General features: G+C 30.8%; 24 protein-coding genes. 15 read left to right on the top strand and 9 right to left on the bottom strand.

Annotated elements, in window-relative coordinates; all coding sequences use genetic code 11:
* Positions 1-109: 109 nt before the first annotated feature.
* The gene (locus ACNMOQ_RS11985) at positions 110-925 is read left to right on the top strand and encodes a metallophosphoesterase (protein WP_017000333.1); all 816 of its coding nucleotides are present in this window, start codon (positions 110-112) and stop codon (positions 923-925) included.
* 31 nt (positions 926-956) lie between these two features.
* A complete protein-coding gene (locus tag ACNMOQ_RS11980; RefSeq protein WP_416349886.1) occupies positions 957-1,430 on the top strand; it encodes a DUF3995 domain-containing protein in 474 nt (157 codons plus the stop codon).
* Positions 1,431-1,925: 495 nt separating this feature from the next.
* On the opposite strand, the gene ACNMOQ_RS11975 is transcribed toward ACNMOQ_RS11980, so the two are convergent.
* Entirely contained in the window at positions 1,926-2,402 is a 477-nt protein-coding gene (locus ACNMOQ_RS11975) for a DUF1440 domain-containing protein (RefSeq protein WP_070045264.1), read from the bottom strand.
* A 139-nt stretch (positions 2,403-2,541) separates the two neighbouring features.
* Here ACNMOQ_RS11975 and ACNMOQ_RS11970 point away from each other — a divergent pair, with 139 nt between their 5' ends.
* Positions 2,542-3,144 (top strand): stage II sporulation protein M, encoded by a 603-nt coding sequence (locus ACNMOQ_RS11970; RefSeq protein ID WP_416349885.1) that lies wholly within the window; start codon positions 2,542-2,544, stop codon positions 3,142-3,144.
* Between the two features lie 53 nt (positions 3,145-3,197).
* Here the strand turns inward: ACNMOQ_RS11970 and ACNMOQ_RS11965 are convergent, their stop codons facing one another.
* Positions 3,198-4,196, bottom strand: coding sequence for a siderophore ABC transporter substrate-binding protein (locus ACNMOQ_RS11965; RefSeq protein ID WP_416349884.1), 999 nt, complete (start codon positions 4,194-4,196; stop codon positions 3,198-3,200).
* A 176-nt stretch (positions 4,197-4,372) separates the two neighbouring features.
* The gene (locus ACNMOQ_RS11960; RefSeq protein ID WP_017000000.1) at positions 4,373-5,107 is read right to left on the bottom strand and encodes an SDR family NAD(P)-dependent oxidoreductase; all 735 of its coding nucleotides are present in this window, start codon (positions 5,105-5,107) and stop codon (positions 4,373-4,375) included.
* 84 nt (positions 5,108-5,191) lie between these two features.
* Between ACNMOQ_RS11960 and ACNMOQ_RS11955 the strand changes: the two genes are divergently transcribed.
* From ACNMOQ_RS11955 to ACNMOQ_RS11935, 5 genes are read left to right on the top strand one after another with little or no spacing between them, the layout of a single operon-like run.
* Positions 5,192-5,635 (top strand): MarR family winged helix-turn-helix transcriptional regulator, encoded by a 444-nt coding sequence (locus ACNMOQ_RS11955; RefSeq protein ID WP_017000001.1) that lies wholly within the window; start codon positions 5,192-5,194, stop codon positions 5,633-5,635.
* Positions 5,636-5,654: 19 nt separating this feature from the next.
* Positions 5,655-6,914, top strand: coding sequence for an MFS transporter (locus tag ACNMOQ_RS11950; RefSeq protein ID WP_064211183.1), 1,260 nt, complete (start codon positions 5,655-5,657; stop codon positions 6,912-6,914).
* A gap of 13 nt (positions 6,915-6,927) precedes the next feature.
* Entirely contained in the window at positions 6,928-7,683 is a 756-nt protein-coding gene (locus ACNMOQ_RS11945) for an SDR family NAD(P)-dependent oxidoreductase (RefSeq protein WP_416349883.1), read from the top strand.
* Between the two features lie 25 nt (positions 7,684-7,708).
* A complete protein-coding gene (locus ACNMOQ_RS11940) occupies positions 7,709-8,470 on the top strand; it encodes an SDR family NAD(P)-dependent oxidoreductase (RefSeq protein WP_416349882.1) in 762 nt (253 codons plus the stop codon).
* A 22-nt stretch (positions 8,471-8,492) separates the two neighbouring features.
* The gene (locus ACNMOQ_RS11935; protein ID WP_416349881.1) at positions 8,493-8,981 is read left to right on the top strand and encodes a hypothetical protein; all 489 of its coding nucleotides are present in this window, start codon (positions 8,493-8,495) and stop codon (positions 8,979-8,981) included.
* A gap of 58 nt (positions 8,982-9,039) precedes the next feature.
* Here ACNMOQ_RS11935 and ACNMOQ_RS11930 read toward each other — a convergent pair whose 3' ends face one another.
* Positions 9,040-9,396, bottom strand: a complete 357-nt coding sequence (locus tag ACNMOQ_RS11930; protein WP_416349880.1) for an MmcQ/YjbR family DNA-binding protein — start codon at positions 9,394-9,396, stop codon at positions 9,040-9,042.
* A 140-nt stretch (positions 9,397-9,536) separates the two neighbouring features.
* Between ACNMOQ_RS11930 and ACNMOQ_RS11925 the strand changes: the two genes are divergently transcribed.
* The gene (locus ACNMOQ_RS11925; protein WP_182093741.1) at positions 9,537-10,241 is read left to right on the top strand and encodes a dihydropteridine reductase; all 705 of its coding nucleotides are present in this window, start codon (positions 9,537-9,539) and stop codon (positions 10,239-10,241) included.
* A 152-nt stretch (positions 10,242-10,393) separates the two neighbouring features.
* Positions 10,394-10,579, top strand: coding sequence for a hypothetical protein (locus ACNMOQ_RS11920; protein WP_016999014.1), 186 nt, complete (start codon positions 10,394-10,396; stop codon positions 10,577-10,579).
* A 67-nt stretch (positions 10,580-10,646) separates the two neighbouring features.
* On the opposite strand, the gene nfsA is transcribed toward ACNMOQ_RS11920, so the two are convergent.
* Positions 10,647-11,387, bottom strand: a complete 741-nt coding sequence (nfsA, locus tag ACNMOQ_RS11915) for an oxygen-insensitive NADPH nitroreductase (RefSeq protein ID WP_416349879.1) — start codon at positions 11,385-11,387, stop codon at positions 10,647-10,649.
* A 189-nt stretch (positions 11,388-11,576) separates the two neighbouring features.
* Positions 11,577-11,978 carry a TetR family transcriptional regulator C-terminal domain-containing protein gene (locus tag ACNMOQ_RS11910; RefSeq protein ID WP_016999012.1) on the bottom strand — a complete coding sequence of 134 codons (402 nt, stop codon included), beginning with the start codon at positions 11,976-11,978 and terminating at the stop codon, positions 11,577-11,579.
* Between the two features lie 296 nt (positions 11,979-12,274).
* Here ACNMOQ_RS11910 and ACNMOQ_RS11905 point away from each other — a divergent pair, with 296 nt between their 5' ends.
* A complete protein-coding gene (locus ACNMOQ_RS11905) occupies positions 12,275-13,381 on the top strand; it encodes an acyltransferase family protein (protein WP_416349878.1) in 1,107 nt (368 codons plus the stop codon).
* A gap of 30 nt (positions 13,382-13,411) precedes the next feature.
* Here ACNMOQ_RS11905 and ACNMOQ_RS11900 read toward each other — a convergent pair whose 3' ends face one another.
* Positions 13,412-13,942, bottom strand: coding sequence for a TetR/AcrR family transcriptional regulator (locus tag ACNMOQ_RS11900; RefSeq protein WP_017001087.1), 531 nt, complete (start codon positions 13,940-13,942; stop codon positions 13,412-13,414).
* 126 nt (positions 13,943-14,068) lie between these two features.
* On the opposite strand from ACNMOQ_RS11900, the gene ACNMOQ_RS11895 reads away from it, so the two are divergent.
* Complete coding sequence (locus ACNMOQ_RS11895; protein ID WP_416349877.1) at positions 14,069-15,262, top strand: FAD-dependent monooxygenase; 1,194 nt, start codon at positions 14,069-14,071, stop codon at positions 15,260-15,262.
* Between the two features lie 128 nt (positions 15,263-15,390).
* Entirely contained in the window at positions 15,391-16,233 is an 843-nt protein-coding gene (locus ACNMOQ_RS11890) for an aldo/keto reductase (protein WP_416349876.1), read from the top strand.
* 315 nt (positions 16,234-16,548) lie between these two features.
* Here the strand turns inward: ACNMOQ_RS11890 and ACNMOQ_RS11885 are convergent, their stop codons facing one another.
* Together ACNMOQ_RS11885 and ACNMOQ_RS11880 are read right to left on the bottom strand one after the other, a co-directional pair.
* On the bottom strand, positions 16,549-17,574 hold the full coding sequence (locus tag ACNMOQ_RS11885) for a siderophore ABC transporter substrate-binding protein (protein ID WP_416349875.1): 1,026 nt from the start codon (positions 17,572-17,574) through the stop codon (positions 16,549-16,551).
* 9 nt (positions 17,575-17,583) lie between these two features.
* A complete protein-coding gene (locus ACNMOQ_RS11880; RefSeq protein ID WP_416349874.1) occupies positions 17,584-18,288 on the bottom strand; it encodes a DUF5694 domain-containing protein in 705 nt (234 codons plus the stop codon).
* Positions 18,289-18,431: 143 nt separating this feature from the next.
* On the opposite strand from ACNMOQ_RS11880, the gene ACNMOQ_RS11875 reads away from it, so the two are divergent.
* A complete protein-coding gene (locus tag ACNMOQ_RS11875; RefSeq protein ID WP_416349873.1) occupies positions 18,432-19,481 on the top strand; it encodes an ABC transporter permease in 1,050 nt (349 codons plus the stop codon).
* 11 nt (positions 19,482-19,492) lie between these two features.
* A complete protein-coding gene (locus ACNMOQ_RS11870) occupies positions 19,493-20,158 on the top strand; it encodes an ABC transporter ATP-binding protein (RefSeq protein ID WP_064204788.1) in 666 nt (221 codons plus the stop codon).
* The last annotated feature ends 17 nt before the right edge of the window (positions 20,159-20,175 follow it).

The following is a 20,175-nucleotide window of genomic DNA, read 5'->3' as shown; positions in this document are numbered from 1 at the left end:
ATATGCCTCCAATAATTATTATTAATTCTATTATAAAGGATAGTTTACATTTATATGTTAATATAAGATTGAAGTTAAAGGGTATACAATAGAAAGTAAGGTAATAAGTATGAAAATTGGTGCGATTTCTGACTTGCATATCGATCGAAGTAATCATTATTTTCCGAAAGATTTTGAAGATGTTTTAATTGATGAAGTGAAGCGATTGAAACTAGATATGTTACTCATAGCAGGCGATATTTCTAACCATTATCAACAAACAATGCCATTTATACAAAATGTTAAACATCAAACAAATATAGAAGTGTTATTTATTCCTGGCAACCATGATTATTGGAAAAATGAAGCGGAAGAAAAGACTTCTTATGAAATATTTGAGTATTATAAATCACAACCAGAAAGTATAATTGCAGACCCATATATAATCAATGATGAATGGGCGATTGTAGGTCATAGCGGTTGGTATGATTACAGCTTTGCTGATAGTGAAAAATTTAGCCTAGAGCGTTTAGAAAGAAGGAAATATTACGGATCTACTTGGCTAGATAAAGAAAGAATAGATTGGGGTAAGTCTGATCTAGAAATGTCTAAACTAGCAGCAGATTCAGTAAGACGAGATTTAGAAAAAGTTAAAGACAAAAATATTATTTTGATGACGCACATCGTCACACACAAACAATTTGCTGTACCTATGCCACATAGAATATTTGATTATTTTAATGCGTTTATAGGAACATCAGATTTTGATTTATTTTATGAGAAGTATCCGATAAAATATAGCATAATGGGACACGTACATTTTCGTAATAATATAGAAGAAAAAGGTGTCAATTTTATTTGTCCATGCTTAGGGTATCAGAGAGAATGGCGTTCTAAAGATTTAAAACAAGAAATACAAAATACAATTCAAATTATTGAAATTTAGAAAGCAAGTCGCTTAGCAAATAAGACGATATTTGTTCAAAATAGGTGATAAAGTGAAAAAATTTATTTCAATTTTCGTTGTAAGTGGGCTGGTACATACATTATTCTCGTTGTATTGGGCATTTGGAGGAACAGCTGGATTATTATCAGTCGGTTCTTGGGTTTTTACATTTAATGCACAGTGGGGAATATGGATGAACCTCATGTTAATTGTGGTCGGTTTATTTAAAGGAATAGCAACATTAGCACCTTTGTATTTAATGAAAACATATAATAAAATTTTATTTTATATATCATGTATAGGTTCAGTATTTTTAATGATATATGGGGGTTTAAATACAGTTGTAGGATGGTTAAAGTTGTTGCAAGTTATCCAGTATCATGATTTTTATACTACATTTGGCCAAGCGATGGTGTGGGACCCTCTATTTTTATTGTGGGGTATAGGACTATTCGGATTCTTAATGAAAATAAAAAAACAAAACACAAATCAAAAATTAATCTAAGTAAATAGTGGAGTCTGGATTTGAATCCTTGCTCATAATTAAGAGACTGAGGCAGTTAAATTGTCTCAGTTTTTTGTTTTAGTAAATATGGTATAAAGTTGCAAGACGAGGAGCACGTGCAACATAGTACCCTCGAATGTTGCAAGACGAGGAGCACGTGCAACATAGTACCCTCGAATGTTGCAAGACGAGGTCCACGTGCAACATAGCGCCTTCGAATGTTGCAAGACGAGGAGCACGTGCAACATAGCGCCTTCGAATGTTGCAAGAGAAGGTGCACGTGCAACATAATACCCTCGAATGTTGCAAGACGAGGTCCACGTGCAACATAGCACCCCTGAATGTTGCAAGACGAGGTCCACGTGCAACATAAGTCAGCTCTTATAAGATAAAAGGGGTGAAAACCTGGATATAAGCTTATTTCCAATCTAGACAGCTACTGCTAACACAATGAAAGAGTCCGAGACAAGTATTTGTCCGGACTCTTCTTAATACTTATTTTACTGAATTTCTTACAATATCTATCGTGTTCATCCATATAATGTGACCGAGTAATTCTGATAAATGTTCTTCAGCAGGTAAGTCTTCTTTTGCTGGTGTTAAGTTTAATTTTGGTAATACAAATTCATGAAATATAACATGGACACCTACACCAAATAATATACCTTTGCCGAAAGTAATTTTGCTACATTTTTCAGCTATTAAACCATATAGTAATGCGTTTCCAACAGAGAAACCATAGTGAATGCCCATTACAGGGATAGGTATGTCATTCTCATTATAAGTGACGGTGAAATTTTGTACGTTTTCTGGAACATTAAATTGTTTCATCATTTTTACAGGTGGTGGTTCTTCTTCACGTTCGGGAGTACGAGGAGGGAGTAGAGATTCCCAGCCCATTTTCACAGCTCCAGCGAGTAATCCACCAACGACTCCTGTTGCTAATACACGTTTACAAGAAATATTACTCATTTCTTTCACCTCTTTTAAATCGACTATTCTTTGTATACCCGGAAACATCATAACTTAAAAGCAGTCTGCCGACAGTCTAACAATCTAGAAAAATACTATGTTAAAATAGAAATAAATATAAAAATAAAGGTGGATAGCATTGAAAATTCTAGATAAATCAATGACTAAAAGGATTATAGTCTTTTTTTGTATATCAATAAGTCTTATGCTAATATCAGGAATTATTACATATATTGTGAATCCTAATATCGAAATAATAAAAAATGTACAAGGTTTACCTGAGGATAAACAACGGGCAGAAGGATTAGAGAAAGTTTGGCAATATATTATAAATAATGGGTTTAAAGTGCCGTTACAAATGTTAATATTATCAATTATTCCTATACCATTCTTATATTCAGCAAACTTAATATCAACATCCATATTAACTGGATTTGTCTTTACATTATTAATAAGGGTCGACTTACATTTAGGATTAATAGGTGTAGGGTCGTCAATTCCTCATACAGTAATAGAGCTGTTAAGTTACGCAGTATTTGCTGCGGCATTATATTTACTTAATAAATCAATTATTAGAACGATAAGTAATTTATTTCGCAAAAACAAAAAGACAAAAGTATCTATTTTAAAAAGTATCGTCACAGTAGCTAAAGTATACATATTATTAGTACTACCACTTAGTATTATCGCTGCGTTTTTAGAAACATATTTTACGAACTTTTTAATGGATTTATTAAAGTAGTAGAAAAACTGCTCTCCAATAAAAACTTATTAATGGAGAGCAGTTTTTTAATTTTATTTATAAGCTTTCTCAATATCATCTAATTGTTTAATTGTAGAATTGATACCGCCGGCACCGAAGAACCATGTGTTAGCTTCAAACTCTAAAATGTCGTTATTTTTAATTGCGTTTACATTTTTGATAACTGGATTTTTTAATTCTTGTGGTATGCCTTTAGTTTCTTTATCTGTTCTATTTATATAGAAGATTTTATCTGGGTTTTTCTTAGCTATGTATTCATACGAAACGACTTGACCGCTTGAGTTGGCTGGCATTTTTGAATCGATATGTTTAATTCCTAAATCTCCATTTAAAAATCCACCGTATCTACCAGTTGAGCCGTAAGTTTTAATACCTTTATTATCTACATTTGTGAACATAACTTTGTCGTTATTGATGACTTCTTTTACTGATGAAACTTTTTTATCGAGCTTTTTGATAAGTGATTGAGTTTCTGATTCTTTATCAAATATTTTTCCAATGTTCGTAGCATTTTCTTTAATAGAATCTATATATTGATCATCATCAGGACTTACATACAACACTTTAGCGTTTGGTGCAGCTTTCTTAAATTCTTCTAAGTTTTTAGTATATGCTTGTCTAAATGAAATCAAAATTAAATCAGGATCTTTTTCTGCAATTTTTTCGAAATTAGGTCTTCCAGGATTGCCTAAATTTGTATACTTTTTATCTTTAAATTTTGATAAATAGTCTGGTAAAAAGCTACCGTTTTCTCCTTTAGGTATTGCTGTGATATGGTCTTCTAAGTTTAAATCTTGCATAATGTCTAGTGCTCCATAGTCCATAACAATTACATTCTTAGGATTTTTAGGAATTGTCACAGTTTCAGTCTTTTTCTTACCTCGATTGTGATCTTGGTTCTTTTCTTTATATTCAAATGTTTTCTTGATTGTTACTGTTTCTTTCTCACTTTTTGCTGCTTTATTGTCATTATTACTACATGCAGTTAATAGTAAAAGTGCACAAACGACAAGAGTTATGTATTTTCTCATATTTCGTTCTCCTTCATTTCTAATTGATAACACTTCTCAATTATACAAAATATTAAAGAAATAACAACTGCAAATAATAAATAAAAAACTTGTAGAATAATCAATTCGAACGTAAGTATTACGTCGATTTTCATCTACAAGTTTAATTATATTACTTAATGAGATTATATTTATCGTTATAAAGCTGTAATTCCACCGTCGATTACAAACTCAGATCCTGTGGAATAACTTGATTCGTCTGAAGCAAGGAAGACAATCATATTTGAAACTTCTTCAGTTTGAGCAACTCGTCTCATTGGAATCGTCTTTTTGAATTGTTCTACTTGTTCTTTAACTTCTTCTAGTTCTAACATCGGCGTCTGAATAACACCTGGATGTACTGAATTTACTCGGATGTTATGAGGTGATAAATCTCTTGATGCTGCTTTTGTCATACCTCTTACTGCGAATTTAGTATCTGTGTAACCTATTGCGCCGCCAACTAATCCATTCATAGATGAAATATTGATAATTGAACCTTCTTTTTGAGCTTTCATAATTGGAGCTACAGTTTTCATGCCTAAAAATACAGATACTTGATTAATATTAACGATTTTCATGTAAGAATCCAAAGTTAATTCTTCTAGCGATGTATTAGTCGTAATACCAGCGTTATTCACTAACACATCAATGCGTCCCCATTTATCAACCACTGTATCTATTACGTTTTTCCAGTCATCTTCGTTGGAAACATCATGTCGAATAAATATAGCATTTTCTCCTAATTCTTGTGCAACATTATTCCCAAGTTCTTCATTGATATCAGTAATAACAACTTTTCCACCTTCACTTAAAACTTTCTCAGCATGCGTTTTACCCATGCCTTGTGCCGCACCTGTAATAACTACTACTTTGTTTTCTAATCTTTTCATTTTTCTTCCACTCCTTAATTGGTTTACCGGTAAACCTTTTACTGGTATACTATCACTATAATTTGATTAAAGAAAGGAATATGTATGGAAAATAACAATTTTTTTGAACTTATTCATAATGCTGAATTATTTAACGATGCTACAATGACGCTCTTTATGAAAAAATTTGAGCTGAACGTTAACATCTCTCAAATTTTAGCGTTATCAAAATTAAAAGAAGAGGGTCCTCAACGACCATCATATCTTGCACAATCTTTAGGTTATACCTCTGGAGCAATTACAAAATTAACAAATAACCTATTAAGAGAAGGATATATTTTAAGAGAACATCAAGAAGATGATCGTCGAGTGATTTTAATTACGATTACAGAGAAAGGAATAGAAGTGCTTGATGAAGCTCAAAATCAGGGACAAAATATGAGGAATGAAGTTTATTCTGTCTTAAATAATGATGAAGTTTCACAATTATTAAATATTCAAAGAAAACTATATGAACGAGTAAAACAACTAAATAAAGACGACAAATAAAATTATTGGAGTGTACTAAATGCATAAAAGAAAGATACATTTTGCTTGGTTAATATTAATTGGACTCTGTGTTGCTGTAGGGTTAGGGAAATCAGCACTGAATAATTCATCTGGTTTATTCTTATCTCCTGTAGCTAAAGATTTAGATGTAGGTATGGGAAGTTTAACGATTTATTTAAGTATTTCTTCAATAGTTACATTATTATTCCTTCCGTTTGGAGGAAAGATATTATCTAAATATAGTGCGCGTATCGTGTTATTTATTGCAATTATTCTACAAGCAGGCTCGTTCGCTTTATTCGGAGTAATGAATTCTGTATGGGGCTGGTACGTACTGTCTATTCCTCTTGCTATCGGGGGCGTCTTTATTACAGTAATAGGTGGTCCTATTTTAATTGAAAGATGGTTTAGCAAAGGAAAAGGACTTGCTCTTGGTATTTTATCAGCCATTGGTGGATTACTCGGTGTCTTCGCACAACCTATAGTAGGTGCTTTAATTAGCCAGTTCGGTTGGAGAACGGCATACTTAATTACTGGTTTAGGGGTAATGATTATTGTTGCACCTATCATTCTGTTATTAATTCGTAATTTCCCTAAAGATAAAAATACGAAAGCTTATGGCGATTTAAGTGATGACAGTAACGAAAATGAACAACAGCAAGTAGTAGAAGGTATTGATTACAGTATTGCTAAAAAAACACCAGCTTTCTTCTTGTTGGGACTATTTTTCTTTATTATTACTGCAATCTCAAGTTTTACTATGCATGTCCCAACATATCTCGTTAACCATGGTCAAAAAGTTAGTGTTGCAGGTGCAATGATGTCTGCACTTATGGCAGGCGTATTTGTTGGATCGCTTATTTTTGGTTACTTAACAGACAAAATTGGTGCTAAAAAAGTTGGGCTACTAGCTATGACATTAGGCTTGTTAGCAAGTGTGTTATTAATTAGCCTTCCTGATTTAGTAGTTGTAGTGACAATTGCATTATTCCTATTCGGTATGTTTACCGCTTCAATTGGAACGATAGCGCCTGCTATGGCTTCATCGCTATTTGGAAGTAAAGATTATAGTCAAATTTATTCATCTTCATCAATCGGTTTGGCGTTAGCGTCAATTGTTGCTTTACCAGCTTATGGATTTATATATGATATATCAGGCAGTTACACTTTAGGCCTAATCATCATTATTATATTATTTATTGTTAATATTATTTCTATTATTTTAGCTTTCAAAAATAAAGAAGTACTAGTTGAAAAAGGATATTGGAATTCCAAATAGAAGGGTGATTTATATGACTAAATTAGATAATAAAATTGCAATTGTAACAGGTGGAGCAGGTGGCATAGGCTCTGGTATTGTACGTGCTTATGTTAAAGAAAATGCAAAGGTTGTTATTGCGGACATCGCTGAAGAAAAAGGACAAGCATTAAGCGAAGAATTAAATAACCAAGGTTATGAAACTTTATTTATTAAAACAGATTTAAGTGATAAAGCATCATTAAAAGCGTGTGTAGATATTACAATTCAAACATATGGTCAAATTGATATATTAGTAAATAACGCACATGCATCAAGAATGAGCAGCTTTTTAGATATTACAGAAGAAGATTTAGAGCTATCTTTAAATACAGGATTTTATGCGTCATTCTATTTATGTCAAATGGTGATACCTCATTTAAAAGAAACAAAAGGGAATATCATCAACTTTGGTTCAGGAGCAGCTGTTAAAGGAGATAAAAATCAAGGTGCTTATGTTGTAGCTAAAGAAGCTATTAGAGGTATGACGCGTGTTATTGCAAATGAATTTGGAGAATTTGGAATTAATGCGAATATCATTTCTCCTATTGCATACTCTGAAGGCGTTGATCAATGGAGAAAAGAAAATCCAGAATATTATAACCAAGTCGTTAAAGGTATCCCGTTACAAAAATTTGGAGATGTAGAAAATGATATTGGACCAGTAGCAGTATTTTTAGCTAGTAGTGATTCTCAATACGTTACAGGACAAACAGTTATGGTAGACGGCGGCAGTATTAAATTATATTAAAAATATAGAGATAGAGGGGTAAATAATGGAAAACTTAATGACAAATAAAGTCGGAATTGTAACTGGTGCTGGAGATGGTATTGGTAGAGCAAGCGCGTTAGCCTTTGCGAAAGCTGGTGCTACTGTAGTCGTTTCGGATATTTCTGAAGAGGGTGGAAATGAAACGGTTAGATTAATTAAAGAACAAGGTGGAACAGCTCAATTTATTAAATGTAATGTTGCTGAAGAAGAAGATGTTAAAAACTTAGTAAACGAAACTGTTGAACAATTTGGTCGATTAGATTGGGCACACAATAACGCTGGAATTGGTGCACCAACAGCTCCAGTAACAGAAATTAAAACAGAACAATGGCAACGTGCGATAGATGTTACGTTGACTGGTACATTTTTATGTTTAAAATATGAAATACCTGCTATGCTTGAGTCTGGTGGAGGAGCTATCGTCAATACAGCTTCTACTGGAGGTTTAGTCGGTACACCTGGTTTATCACCATACATCTCAGCTAAACACGGTGTGAACGGATTAACTAAAAGCGCTGCTTTAGAATTTGGTAAGCAAAATATACGTATTAATTCAATTTGCCCAGGTATGGCAAGAACTTCGGCAGTTGAAACTTGGAGTAAAAATGCTGAAGAACAAGCGAAAGCATTTGAAGCGGGTATTCCAATGGGACGCATGGGCGTACCAAATGAACAAGCAAACGCGGCTGTCTGGTTATGTTCAGAACAATCTTCATTTATTACCGGTGTTAATCTTCCAGTAGACGGCGGAGAAACTGCAGAATAAATAATAATAAAAGGTGTTGTAGATGAAAAAACTTTATTTTACTACGTTAATAGCGTTATTGTTATTAGCTTCATGTAGTACTTCAGAAAGCAATGATAAGAGTGAACAAGAGAATCAAGGTTCTAATAAAGAAGAAAAAGTAAGTAAGACAGATTCTAAATCTGAAGAGAAGTCTGAAGAAAAGTCAGAAGAAAAAGAAGAACTTAAACAACAAGAAAACGTTGTATATGGAGACCTTACTTTAAGTGATCATAAAGAACAAGGTGCTTATTATGACGAAGAAACACAAACAAAATATATTTTAGGTGAAAGCAATACTATTATAAAAGTTATCAACAAATCAAATGATGACGTATCGCCAGAAGAATTTATGCAGAAAGATGCTAAGAAAGTCGATGAATTTTCTGATGGTGTTTATAAATACTATTCAAAATCTACTGATAAATATTATAAAGTGATTGAAAAGAAAAATCCTAACAAAAACATTTTGATTGTAACGAAATATGATTAATATTTAAATAAACAAGAGCCCGGGCTAAGCCCAGGCTCTTGTTTTATATAGTTAAACCTTATGTCGTTAATTCATAACTCTCGGCAATTAAATCTTTAATGTCATTAATTGTATTTATCTCTTTCAAATTAATCGTAATCCAATTAGATTTATCCATGTGATAAGCACGATAAAATCCTTCTTTTTTTCTTAAAGGGCCTATAAACTCTTTTCTAACTTTAAGATTAATAACATCAATATGTTCATCAGTATTTAAACCGATTTTATCAGAAGTAATATCCATAACTAGCCCGAACCATTTTTTATTATCTTTATGTCTCAAAGCAGCATAATTAGAATACTTTTCCCAAGGGTAATCTGACTTTATATTATATTTATCCCTAACAAAATCAAAAATTTCTTCACGTGTTATCATCCAATCACCTTCTCCTTATATATCAGTTTACCCTAATAATTTTTATAAGTATATTTAAATATCTATTCATTTCAATTGATAATCATTATCATTTAAGGTATATTGAGTAGATAGATATAAATGAACAGGAGGATATATTAATGCAGATATATTGGACTAAAATAAATAAAATTATAGATGAAACATCTGAAATTAAGACTTATTTGCTGGATTGTCCAGAAGGGTTTACTTGGGAAGAAGGCGCGCATACGCACTTTGGTTTGAAAGGATTCAATGAAGGTGAAAAACCAAATAAGAGTTTGGTAAGACATATGTCCATATCCACTGTACCTAATGAGAACACAATCGGGATTACTACGAGAATACGAGAGCAATGCTCTGAGTTCAAACAAATTTTGAGAAATTTAGATGTTGGACAAGAAGTAGCGATTTTTAAAACGCATTCTAACGTTCCATTAAAGAGAGAAAATAAAAATGTCTACTTATTATCTTCAGGAGTAGGGTTAGCAACGTTTAGACCATTAGTACTTAAGTATTTAGAAGATAATGAAGGCGTTCATAAAATACATTCTATAAACGTTGATTCATCTTCAGAATTTTTATTCAATGATATATTTAATTCTGTTCCAGATAAAAAATTCACCTCAAAATTTGTGGATAGCAGACAAGCGTACTATGAAGAAGTGAATAGTATTAAACCAGAAGAGAATGACCTATTTTATATTGTAGGTAGTGATGAGTTCGTAGCTCAAAACATTAAAAACTTAATTGAATTAGGCGTTGATGCTTCACAAATTGTAATTGATAAGCATGAAAGACAACGTTTAGAGTTTTTAGCTGTATAAAAATATCAATAAATTAAAGATCTTCCGTTACAAATTTTAACGGAAGATTTTTTTATTAATAATAAAAAGTCTTTAACTATAAGTTTCATTAACCAATAAAATGATATAATTTATACAAGAATAAAATTGTTCGTTTTGGAGGTTATTTATAAATGAATGTAGAAAAGTTATCTAAAAAGTTCTTGTTTTATGGTGTTTCTATTATAGTTCTCTTCTTTATATGGGGCTTAATTAATATATTATTTCTTGAAGAATCTTTTTCTATTCCTGTAATAATTGGATGTGTAATTGGAATTATTTTAATAATAACCGGTAATGTCGTTAAACGTGTTAAATGACTATATAAATTTAATAATAAAAAGAGCCTTATATTTAAGGCTCTTTTTATTATTAATCTTTAAAAACTTACTTTACAGCATAACCTTGCTTGTTAAGGTAACTCAACATATTCGGTTGAATACTTCTTTCCAAGTGATCATCAATATGGTCACTCCAACCTTTAACTTTTTTAGCTGTAAAGGGCGCTCTTATTGGTCTGTTCTCATAATATTTTTTCATTTCTTGATCGTAATCTTCTATATCTTCTAAGCTAAATTCTTCATATTTATTATGATGCATTACAACTTCTTTTGGTAACCTAGGTTTCAACTGTGCTTTTTCTTCAGCAGGATAACCAATGCATAGACCAACTAATGGAATGACATACTTAGGAAGTTCGAGTAATTCTGATAGTTTTTCAATATTTAATCTTACTCCACCGATATAAACGCCACCTAATCCCATTGATTCAGCAGCAATCATAGCATTTTGAGCCATTAGACCAACATCTACAGCACCTATTTGTAAAAATTCTGTATAAGTTATATCAACATTTGGTGCAATTTGATGATTTCGATTGAAATCTGAAACAAATATCCAGAATTCAGCAGCTTCTTGAATATAACTTTGAGGGCCACTTAATTCCATTATAGCCTTTCTTGTATCCTCATCAGTGATTCTTATAATAGAAACAGCTTGAAGTAAACTAAACGATGACGCTTGATTAGCAGATTTGAAAATATGGTTTACTTGTTCATCAGTTAAAGGTTTATTTTTAAACTTTCGTACTGAACTGTGATTCTGTAATAAATTTATAGTTTCATTCATTATTAATCCCTCTCTTAATTTAATGCTTTATGATATATAGCATATTAAACCACTCAGTATTCATATGGAAGAAGGCAAAATAATAATACATAGTATTAAAAATCGTACCTTTGTGTAGTGATAGTGGTTAGAGAGTAGGGAAATTTTAAAGATTTTTAACATGTATAAATTTTTTATGATTTCACTAGTCTAATTATTTAAGTCTTTGTCCAAATAATTAGATTTTACAAACCTTTCAACAAGATCCTTTAACAATTTATCATTATAATAGTCACGTAATAATAAGCTATGCTGTGATAAGCCTTCTAAAAATGAGTAAAACTCGTTAGTCGATTTATTGATATCTAAAGTTGCTTTGAAAATACCAGAGTCTACCATTAATTTAAAAACTTGTTTTATACCTTCGTAATTTTTTAATAAATTGTCGTGAGCGACTTTCCTCATATCTTCATTGGATAACGATTTATTTACTAGCGCTGTCCATGCTACAAATTCAATTTCTCTTTCTTTGTCTAAAGGTAACAGTTGTAATGCAAAATTTATAAATTCTTCAAAATCTATTTTATTTACAAATAAATTTTGTTTTTCCATTCTTTTTTGGCCATTTTCACTGATTATTTTAAAAATAAAAATTAATAAACTTTGTTGATTTCCAAAGAAATTTTGAATAGATCCTAATGACCATCCTGATTCATTAGATATTTTTCTAAAGCTTACAGTATCTAATCCATCCCTATATATAAGCTTTATTATTACATTACTAATTTCTTTTTTCTTTTGTTCAGATTTTTTATTAATTATTTTTCACCTCGATTAATATTATAAACTTATTGAATTTTTAATACAACTGTATTAAAGTTAGTATGTACTTTTGAAGGAGGTAGTTTATGCAAAAGCATATAACGTACCTAGATAATATCAAATTATTTTTCGCATTGCTTGTTATCACTCATCATTCTTTAATGAGCTATGTAGTATCTGGGGAGGTCAATGAGTCTATAAATGGGATTAGTTCTCTACTCGTTAGTTTTAACCAAGCATTTTTTATGGGTGGATTCTTTTTAATCTCAGGGTTATTTGTTGAAAACTCATATAATCGGAAGGGCAGTCAACTATTTTTAAAGAAGCGTTTTAAAAAATTAGTATTACCTATTATTTTTTATTTTATTATTCTTAGCCAAATTCAACCTATAAGTGAATATTTTATATTTAACAAAACATACGATATAAATGTATTTTTCAAGAGTATGAATATAGGTCCTTTATGGTTTATTGCCATGTTGTTTATATTTAATCTTGGATATGTATTAATTAAAAAATACACAAATTTTAAAATGCCAATATTAAAATTAAATATAATTTCTTTTATTATTTTATATGCACTTGTTCTCTATGTTTGGAGAGTATTTATGCCTTTAATTGGAGGGGAACCGTTAATCAGTACAGTGATTTACGATTGGTTATTAAAATTCACACCAAGTATAGGGGATCTGCCACAATATTTAATTGCTTTCATGTTAGGAATTGTAGCATTTAAGTTTAATTTATTAGAAAAAATAAAAAATACTAAATGGAAATTAAGTATTTTTTATATCTTATTAAGTTTGCCAATATATTTAGCCGCAGTAATTATCGGTATATCTGACTTTTCATTTTCAGGTGGTTTATCATTAGCTTCTATATTGTATTCATTTTGGGAAGCTTTATTTGGTGTGAGCATCATGTTAGTTATTTTCAAGTTGTTCTATAAATATTTTAATAAAGAAAATGCTTTTATTAAAACACTGAGTAAATGCAGTTTTACTATGTACATTATTCATTTACCAATAATAAGTGTAATAGAAAATATTATTAAAAAGTATCATTTAATAGGTAGTTACTATGCCCTTAGTGCCATATTCGTCACTATTGTTATTACAATTTTAATTTCTTTATTAGTTTTATTAATCAAAAATTTAGCAGTAGAAAAATTACGTTTAAAATCAAATATATAGGTGTACCCCAATCCATTTGATTGGGGTTATTTAGTTTTCTAAAAATCTTTTTTGAAATTCAATTATTTGTTCTTTTATTAAATCTAATGAATCAACTGTAGGATTTTCAATGATTTTAGACCAAGCTACGAGTATATTTCCGAATAGTGCACCTTTTAATACATCCGAGGAGTCTGACTCGCTTGAAGGAAATTGTGGTAGTATTTTTAATATTTTATATAGTATTTGAGATTGGAAATCTGGTTCTGTTTTAAGTCTCTTCATTGATTCCATATAATTCACTTTATCTTCGTGTGATGCATTATCTAATACATTAATTAATTTTTGCGTAATACTTTCCAATGTATAACTTCCATCTAAAAATTCATCTAAAGTGTTTTTTAATAAATCGTTATTGCTTAGAAACAAAATTTCGCTTTTCGATTCAAAATATCTAAAAAGTGTACGTCTTGAAACACCTGATTCTTTAGCAATTTTATCCATACTTGTTTTATCATATCCATTTTCTTCGAATAATTTATCTGCAATTTCAAGTATTTGCTTTCTAGTATCTTCTTTCATTTAATTGTCCTCCAAAACTTTTAACAACATTATAGCATAATCTTTTTATTTTGACACTGAGTGCCAAATAAGTTACATTTTAATTAATGGCACTGAGTGTCAATTAATAATAAAGGATGATGAAACATGAAAGAATTAAAAATATTAGTTTCTGGCGCTAGCATTGCAGGACTTACTTCAGCATATTGGCTAAATAAAAAAGGTTTTGAGGTAACAATCGTTGAAAAAGCATCAAAAATTAGAGGTGGAGGTTACCCTATAGATGTGAGAGGTAGTGCCATTAATATCGTTAAAATGATGGGTATATATGAAGAATTAAAAGCTCAAAATTTAAACAATATGAAATTTAAAATTCTTGATAATGACAATAGTGTAATCTCACAATTTACAGATGCTACTATGAAAGCAAACGAAGATATTGAAATACCAAGAGGTGATTTAACTACAGCTTTGTATAAATGTGTTGAAGAAAATGATATAAATCTCATTTTTAATGATTCTATTAAAACAATGAATCATTTAGATGATGGAGTTGAAATTGAATTAGAAAGTGGAAAGCAAGGCAGCTATGATTTAGTAGTTGGAGCAGATGGTATACATTCTAATACAAGAAAATTAACATTTGGCGAAGAAAGCCAATTCACAAATTATTTAGGACATTGTTTTACTGGATTTACAGTAGAGAACTATTTAGATATGTATAAAAAAGGTATGATTTATTCTGAACCAGGCAGAACAGCTATCATGTATGCTACTGAAAACAAAGAATCAGTACATGCGTTTTTAATCTTTAGTGATGAAGAAGAACCTTTTGTAAACCATAGAGATATAGAAGGTCACAAAAAATTAGTCAAAGATAAATTTAAAGACGTAGGTGGTATAGCTCCAAATCTTTTAGAAACATTAGAGCAAACTGAAGATATATATTTTGATACGACAACTCAAATTATTATGGATCAATGGGCGGAAAATCGAGCAGTATTAGTTGGAGATGCAGCACATGCACCATCCTTCTTAACAGGACAAGGTTCAAGTTTAGCAATGATAGGAGCATATATTTTAGCTGATGAATTAGAGAAGAACAATAGTATTAAAGATGCTTTTATTGCTTACGAAAAATATATGAAACCATTTGCAGAGATAAATCAAAATGCTGTAGAAAATGACGGTTCATCAATTTTATATCCTAAAAATGATGAAGAAATAGAAAAAAGAAACGCTATTTTAAAACAGATGGAAAATATAACAGAAGAAAACATGGGCTCTCAAGATCTTATTGATATAACGAGAGTAATAGATTATCCAAAATTAAATGACTAATATGTAAATTCCTAACTATGCTCTATAAGCATTACTCTTTATGTAAAACAGGTATTTGTAATAATACACTAAAACATTTACCATTAAAGTATGAAACTAATACACATTATACAAAATGGGGTGTAGTTATGGTGAATATAAAAGATATGAGTATAGAACCGATTGGATTAGGAACTTGGAAAATGGGTGACGATTCAAATAATCATCAAGATGAGATTGATGCTATTCAATTCGCTATAAACCAAGGCGCAAATGTAATTGATACGGCTGAAATGTATGGCGATGGCGCATCAGAAGAGTTAATAGGTGAAGCAATACAATCTTATGATAGAGAAAAATTATATATTATCTCAAAAGTGCATCCTGAAAATGCATCGAGGGATAAAGTATTAACAAGTATAGATAACAGTTTAAAAAGACTACGTACAGATTATATTGATTTATATTTATTACATTGGAAAAGTCAGTATCCTTTAGAAGAAACAATTAGCGCATTTGAAGAAGCGAAAAATTTAGGAAAAATAAAAGAATGGGGCGTATCAAATTTTGATACGAGCGATATGAAACATTTACTTAGTTTACCTAATGGTCATGAATGTGTAGCTAATCAAGTTAGATATAATATAGGTGATCGAGGAATAGAATATGATTTAAAACCATTTATGCGAGAAAATAACATTACCTTAATATCATATGCACCTATAGCTAGAGGAGATAAACTAGGTAAAAATTTAACTAAAAGTCCTGTTCTTCTAGAATTGTCTAGAAAATATGAAGTTGACGTATTTCAAATACTGTTAGCATGGAATATTAGAGATGGTCATACACTAGCTATACCGAAATCATCTAATAAACTTCATATTGAAAATAATATGGGAGCCAGTAATATTCATTTAACCGAAGAAGATATTCAAAAAATCGATTCAGAATTCCCGCCACCAACAACTAAAGAACCATTAGCATTGTATTAATAAGGAACGAGTCCGAGACTACTATTTATGTCCCGGACTCGTTATTTTTTTATTTTTAATACGGTGAATTATATCAGGTGTGATGTCCTTATTGTCACAACTCATAAAACGTGTCAACAAGGGGAGCTATATTGTCACAACTCATAAAACGTGTCAACAAGGGTAGCTATATTGTCACAACTCATAAAACGTGTCAACAAGGGTAGCTATATTGTCACAACTCATAAAACGTGTCAACAAGGATAGCTATATTGTCACAACTCATAAAACGTGTCAACAACGACTAATCCAACTCGGATTAGTCGTTTCTTCTTATCATTCTTGTAATTTTTTCGCGATGTTTTGTATTTCTTGTATTTGTTTGATTGTTGATTTGATACCGCCTGATGAGAAGTACCATGATTTTGCGTCTAGATTGATAATGTTGTCGTCTTTAACTGCGGGGACATTTTTTAATACATCGTTTGATAACACTTTCTCGCTCGTTCTTTTACCGTCAGTAGCTTCATCTCTATCCATCGCAAATATAACTTCTGGTTTTTTAGACGAGACGTATTCAAAGCTAACGGGTTGTCCGTGTGGGTTTGGTTTTATATCTTTATCTGCTGGTTTAAATCCTAGTTGATCGTATAATAAACCGCCGAATCTTCCGCCTGGTCCGTATGTAGATAATTCTCCCTGGCTTACAAGTAATAACATAATGGAATCATCGACTTTTTTCGTTTGGTTTTTAGCCTTAGTTTCTTCATTGGTTAATTGATTTGTTAATTCTGTTGCTTTATCTTCTTTATCTAAGATTTTACCTAATTTTTTCGTGTTGTCATTGACTGATTTTACTACATTATTGTCGTCTGATCCTATATAAACTAAGGCTGCGTCAGGTGCGGCTTTTTTAAATTCTTTTAAAGTTTCGCTACTTGCTGTTCTGTTAGAAAATATAATTAAATCTGGGTCGATTTCAGCGATTTTTTCAAAATTTGGTTTTCCTAATTCTCCAACATTTTTATATTTATCATCTGTGAAGTTTTTAAGTTCTTCAGGTAACATCGAAGTGCTTGAACCTATTGAGATACCGGCGACACTGTTTTCTTTACCAAGTGATTTAATAATATCTGCAGCTCCATAATCAAATGTTACGATTTTTTGTGGATTTTTGGGCACGGTTACTTCTTCTTCTTTATTCTCTGCATCTCGGCCATCTTTATATTTACCGCGTAGTTCATACTTTTGTTTTATTTTAACAGTTTCTTTTTTATCATTACTTTGAGCTTTATTTTCATTACTTTGACTACATGCCGCTAATACTAAACAAAGTGCTAGAAATATGATTAATTTTTTCATTTTATTCTCCTATTTTAGTATGTCTTGTGAAGGGATTACTTTAAATAATCCAGTTGATTCAATAATGAATTCTAAAAATCTAACGTGGCTCATACCTGTAAATACTATAGTTCTTTCATGATTTAATGCTGCTTTGATAATGTTTGTCGCCATGATGTGATTTCTTTCAGACCATTCTAATGCAAAAGCTATTCCTGGACTATCTGCTAATGAACGAATGGCAAATACTTGCTCTAAAGATATAGGTCCTTCTTTGTGTTCTGTTAATTTTTCATATAATGTAGTGGGTTGATTTTTAGAAAGTTGGTGTTTATTTTTTGCATTATTCATATATTGATATAGTTTTTCGTCTGCATTTTCTAAATATTCGTCAGCAAAACTTGCGCGAATTTTACGTGTTTGCATTTGATTAAAATCTATTGGCAACACTTCAGATAAGCCTAATTGATGTGCTAAAGGCATAGCTATGAAATGATGTTCGTTTAATAGGTGAGGAAGTTGTTGATTAATTATTTGTTTAAATTCTTTCTTTAAGCGAAGTGACTCTCTTGTATCCCATTCAATCGTGATGAGGTCGGGTGAATATTGTGCAATTTTCTTTATAATAATCGAAGATTCTTCTATGTATTTCTCGTATGATTCTTTAAAAGTAGCAGAACCTTGGTCGAGTCTAATGTGAGGTGTACCAACAATACATATTTCTTTTAAAGTCAATATAGTACCTCCTTAATTGATAATTGTTCTCAATTATACAGTATAGTTTCTTTTTTTACAATATTACGTCTTTTAATTAATTGCCATATGAAAATGCTATAATTGTTATTGAATTATTTTTTACTTATGGAGGAGTTGGCGAAATGTTCTTAGCATGGAACGAAATGCGTCGAAATAAATTGAAATTCGGTTTAATTATTGGCGTACTAATTATGATTAGTTATTTACTGTTTTTATTGTCAGGTTTGGCAAACGGTTTAATGAATATGAACAGGGAAGGTATTGATATTTGGAAAGCAAATGCAATTGTATTGAATAAAGATGCTAACCAAAAAATTGCTCAATCTTCTATTGATACAGATAAAGTTGATGGTAAATTTGAGAATAGCGAAGGCTTGAAACAAACTGCTGTCATTACATCAAACGGTGATAGAAAAGAAAATGCTACGGTGTTTGGTATAGATTCTAAAGGTTTCCTCATGCCTAAATTAGAAAAAGGGAAGTTATTTAAAAAAGATAATGAAGTTGTAGCAGATCATACTTTAAAAACGAAAGGCTTTAAAATTGGTGATGAACTTACGTTATCTAATAGTGATGAAAAACTTGAAATAGTAGGATTCTCTGAAAGTGCAAAATTTAATGCTTCGCCTGTATTATTTACAAATAATGATACGATTGAAAAGCTTAACCCAATGCTTAAAGGTGATAATATTAATGCACTTGTTGTTAAAGATAAAAATTGGAAAGACGTTAAATTAAATAATGATTTAGAAGTAAATGAAATTGAATCATTTATTACGAAATTACCAGGTTATAAAGAACAAAATCTAACACTAACATTTATGATTGTATTCTTATTTGCAATTTCAGCAATGGTAATTGGTATTTTCTTATACATTATTACATTACAAAAGAAAAACTTATTTGGTGTGTTAAAAGCACAAGGTATTACAAATGGTTTCTTAGCACGTTCAGTGATGAGTCAAACTATCATTATCGCACTAATCGGTACAATAATTGGTTTTGGTTTAACAGTGCTAACAGGAACATTTCTACCTGAGATAGTCCCGATTAAATTTGATTATTTAACGATGCTTCTATATGCAATTGTATTAATAATCGTAGCAATTTTAGGTAGCTTATTCTCAGTATTAAGCATTAGAAAAGTAGAACCATTAAAAGTTATAGGATAGGAGGGACTTAGATGTTATCATTTGAAAATGTTACGAAATCATTTAAAGACGGTAATGATACTATTGAAGCAGTAAAGTCAACAAACTTCAGTTTAGAAAAAGGTGAACTCGTTGCAATAATCGGTCCTTCTGGATCAGGTAAAAGTACATTGTTAACGATGGCAGGTGCGCTGCAATTACCTACTGAAGGAAAAGTTTTATTAAACGGGAAAGAAATTAATCATTTTAACGAAAAAGCTTTATCAAAATTAAGGTTAAGAGAAATAGGTTTCATCTTACAGACGAGTAATTTAATACCGTTTTTAACTGTAAACCAGCAATTTGAGCTTTTGAAAAAAGTGAAAAAAGATGTCATGTCAAAAGATGAACTAGATCGCTTATTAAAACAATTAGGCTTAAATAAAATTTTAAATCAATTACCGAGCGAAATATCAGGTGGACAGAAACAAAGAGTAGCGATTGCTAAAGCATTATATACTAAACCATCCGTTATACTAGCAGATGAACCAACAGCGTCTTTAGATACTGAAAATGCGATTGAAGTAATGGAAATTTTAAGAAAAGAAACTAAAGAATTAAATAAATTAGGTATTATCGTGACACATGACCAACGACTTACAAAATATTGTGATAAAGTATTTGAAATGGTAGATGGTCAACTAACAGAACGAACTTAAAATTAAGTAATGAAATA

It is taken from the genome of Mammaliicoccus lentus (assembly GCF_947036595.1).
Taxonomy (GTDB): Bacteria; Bacillota; Bacilli; order Staphylococcales; family Staphylococcaceae; genus Mammaliicoccus; species Mammaliicoccus lentus.
Note: the sequence above shows the minus strand (reverse complement) of the source record. Positions and strands in the feature narration are given on the sequence as shown.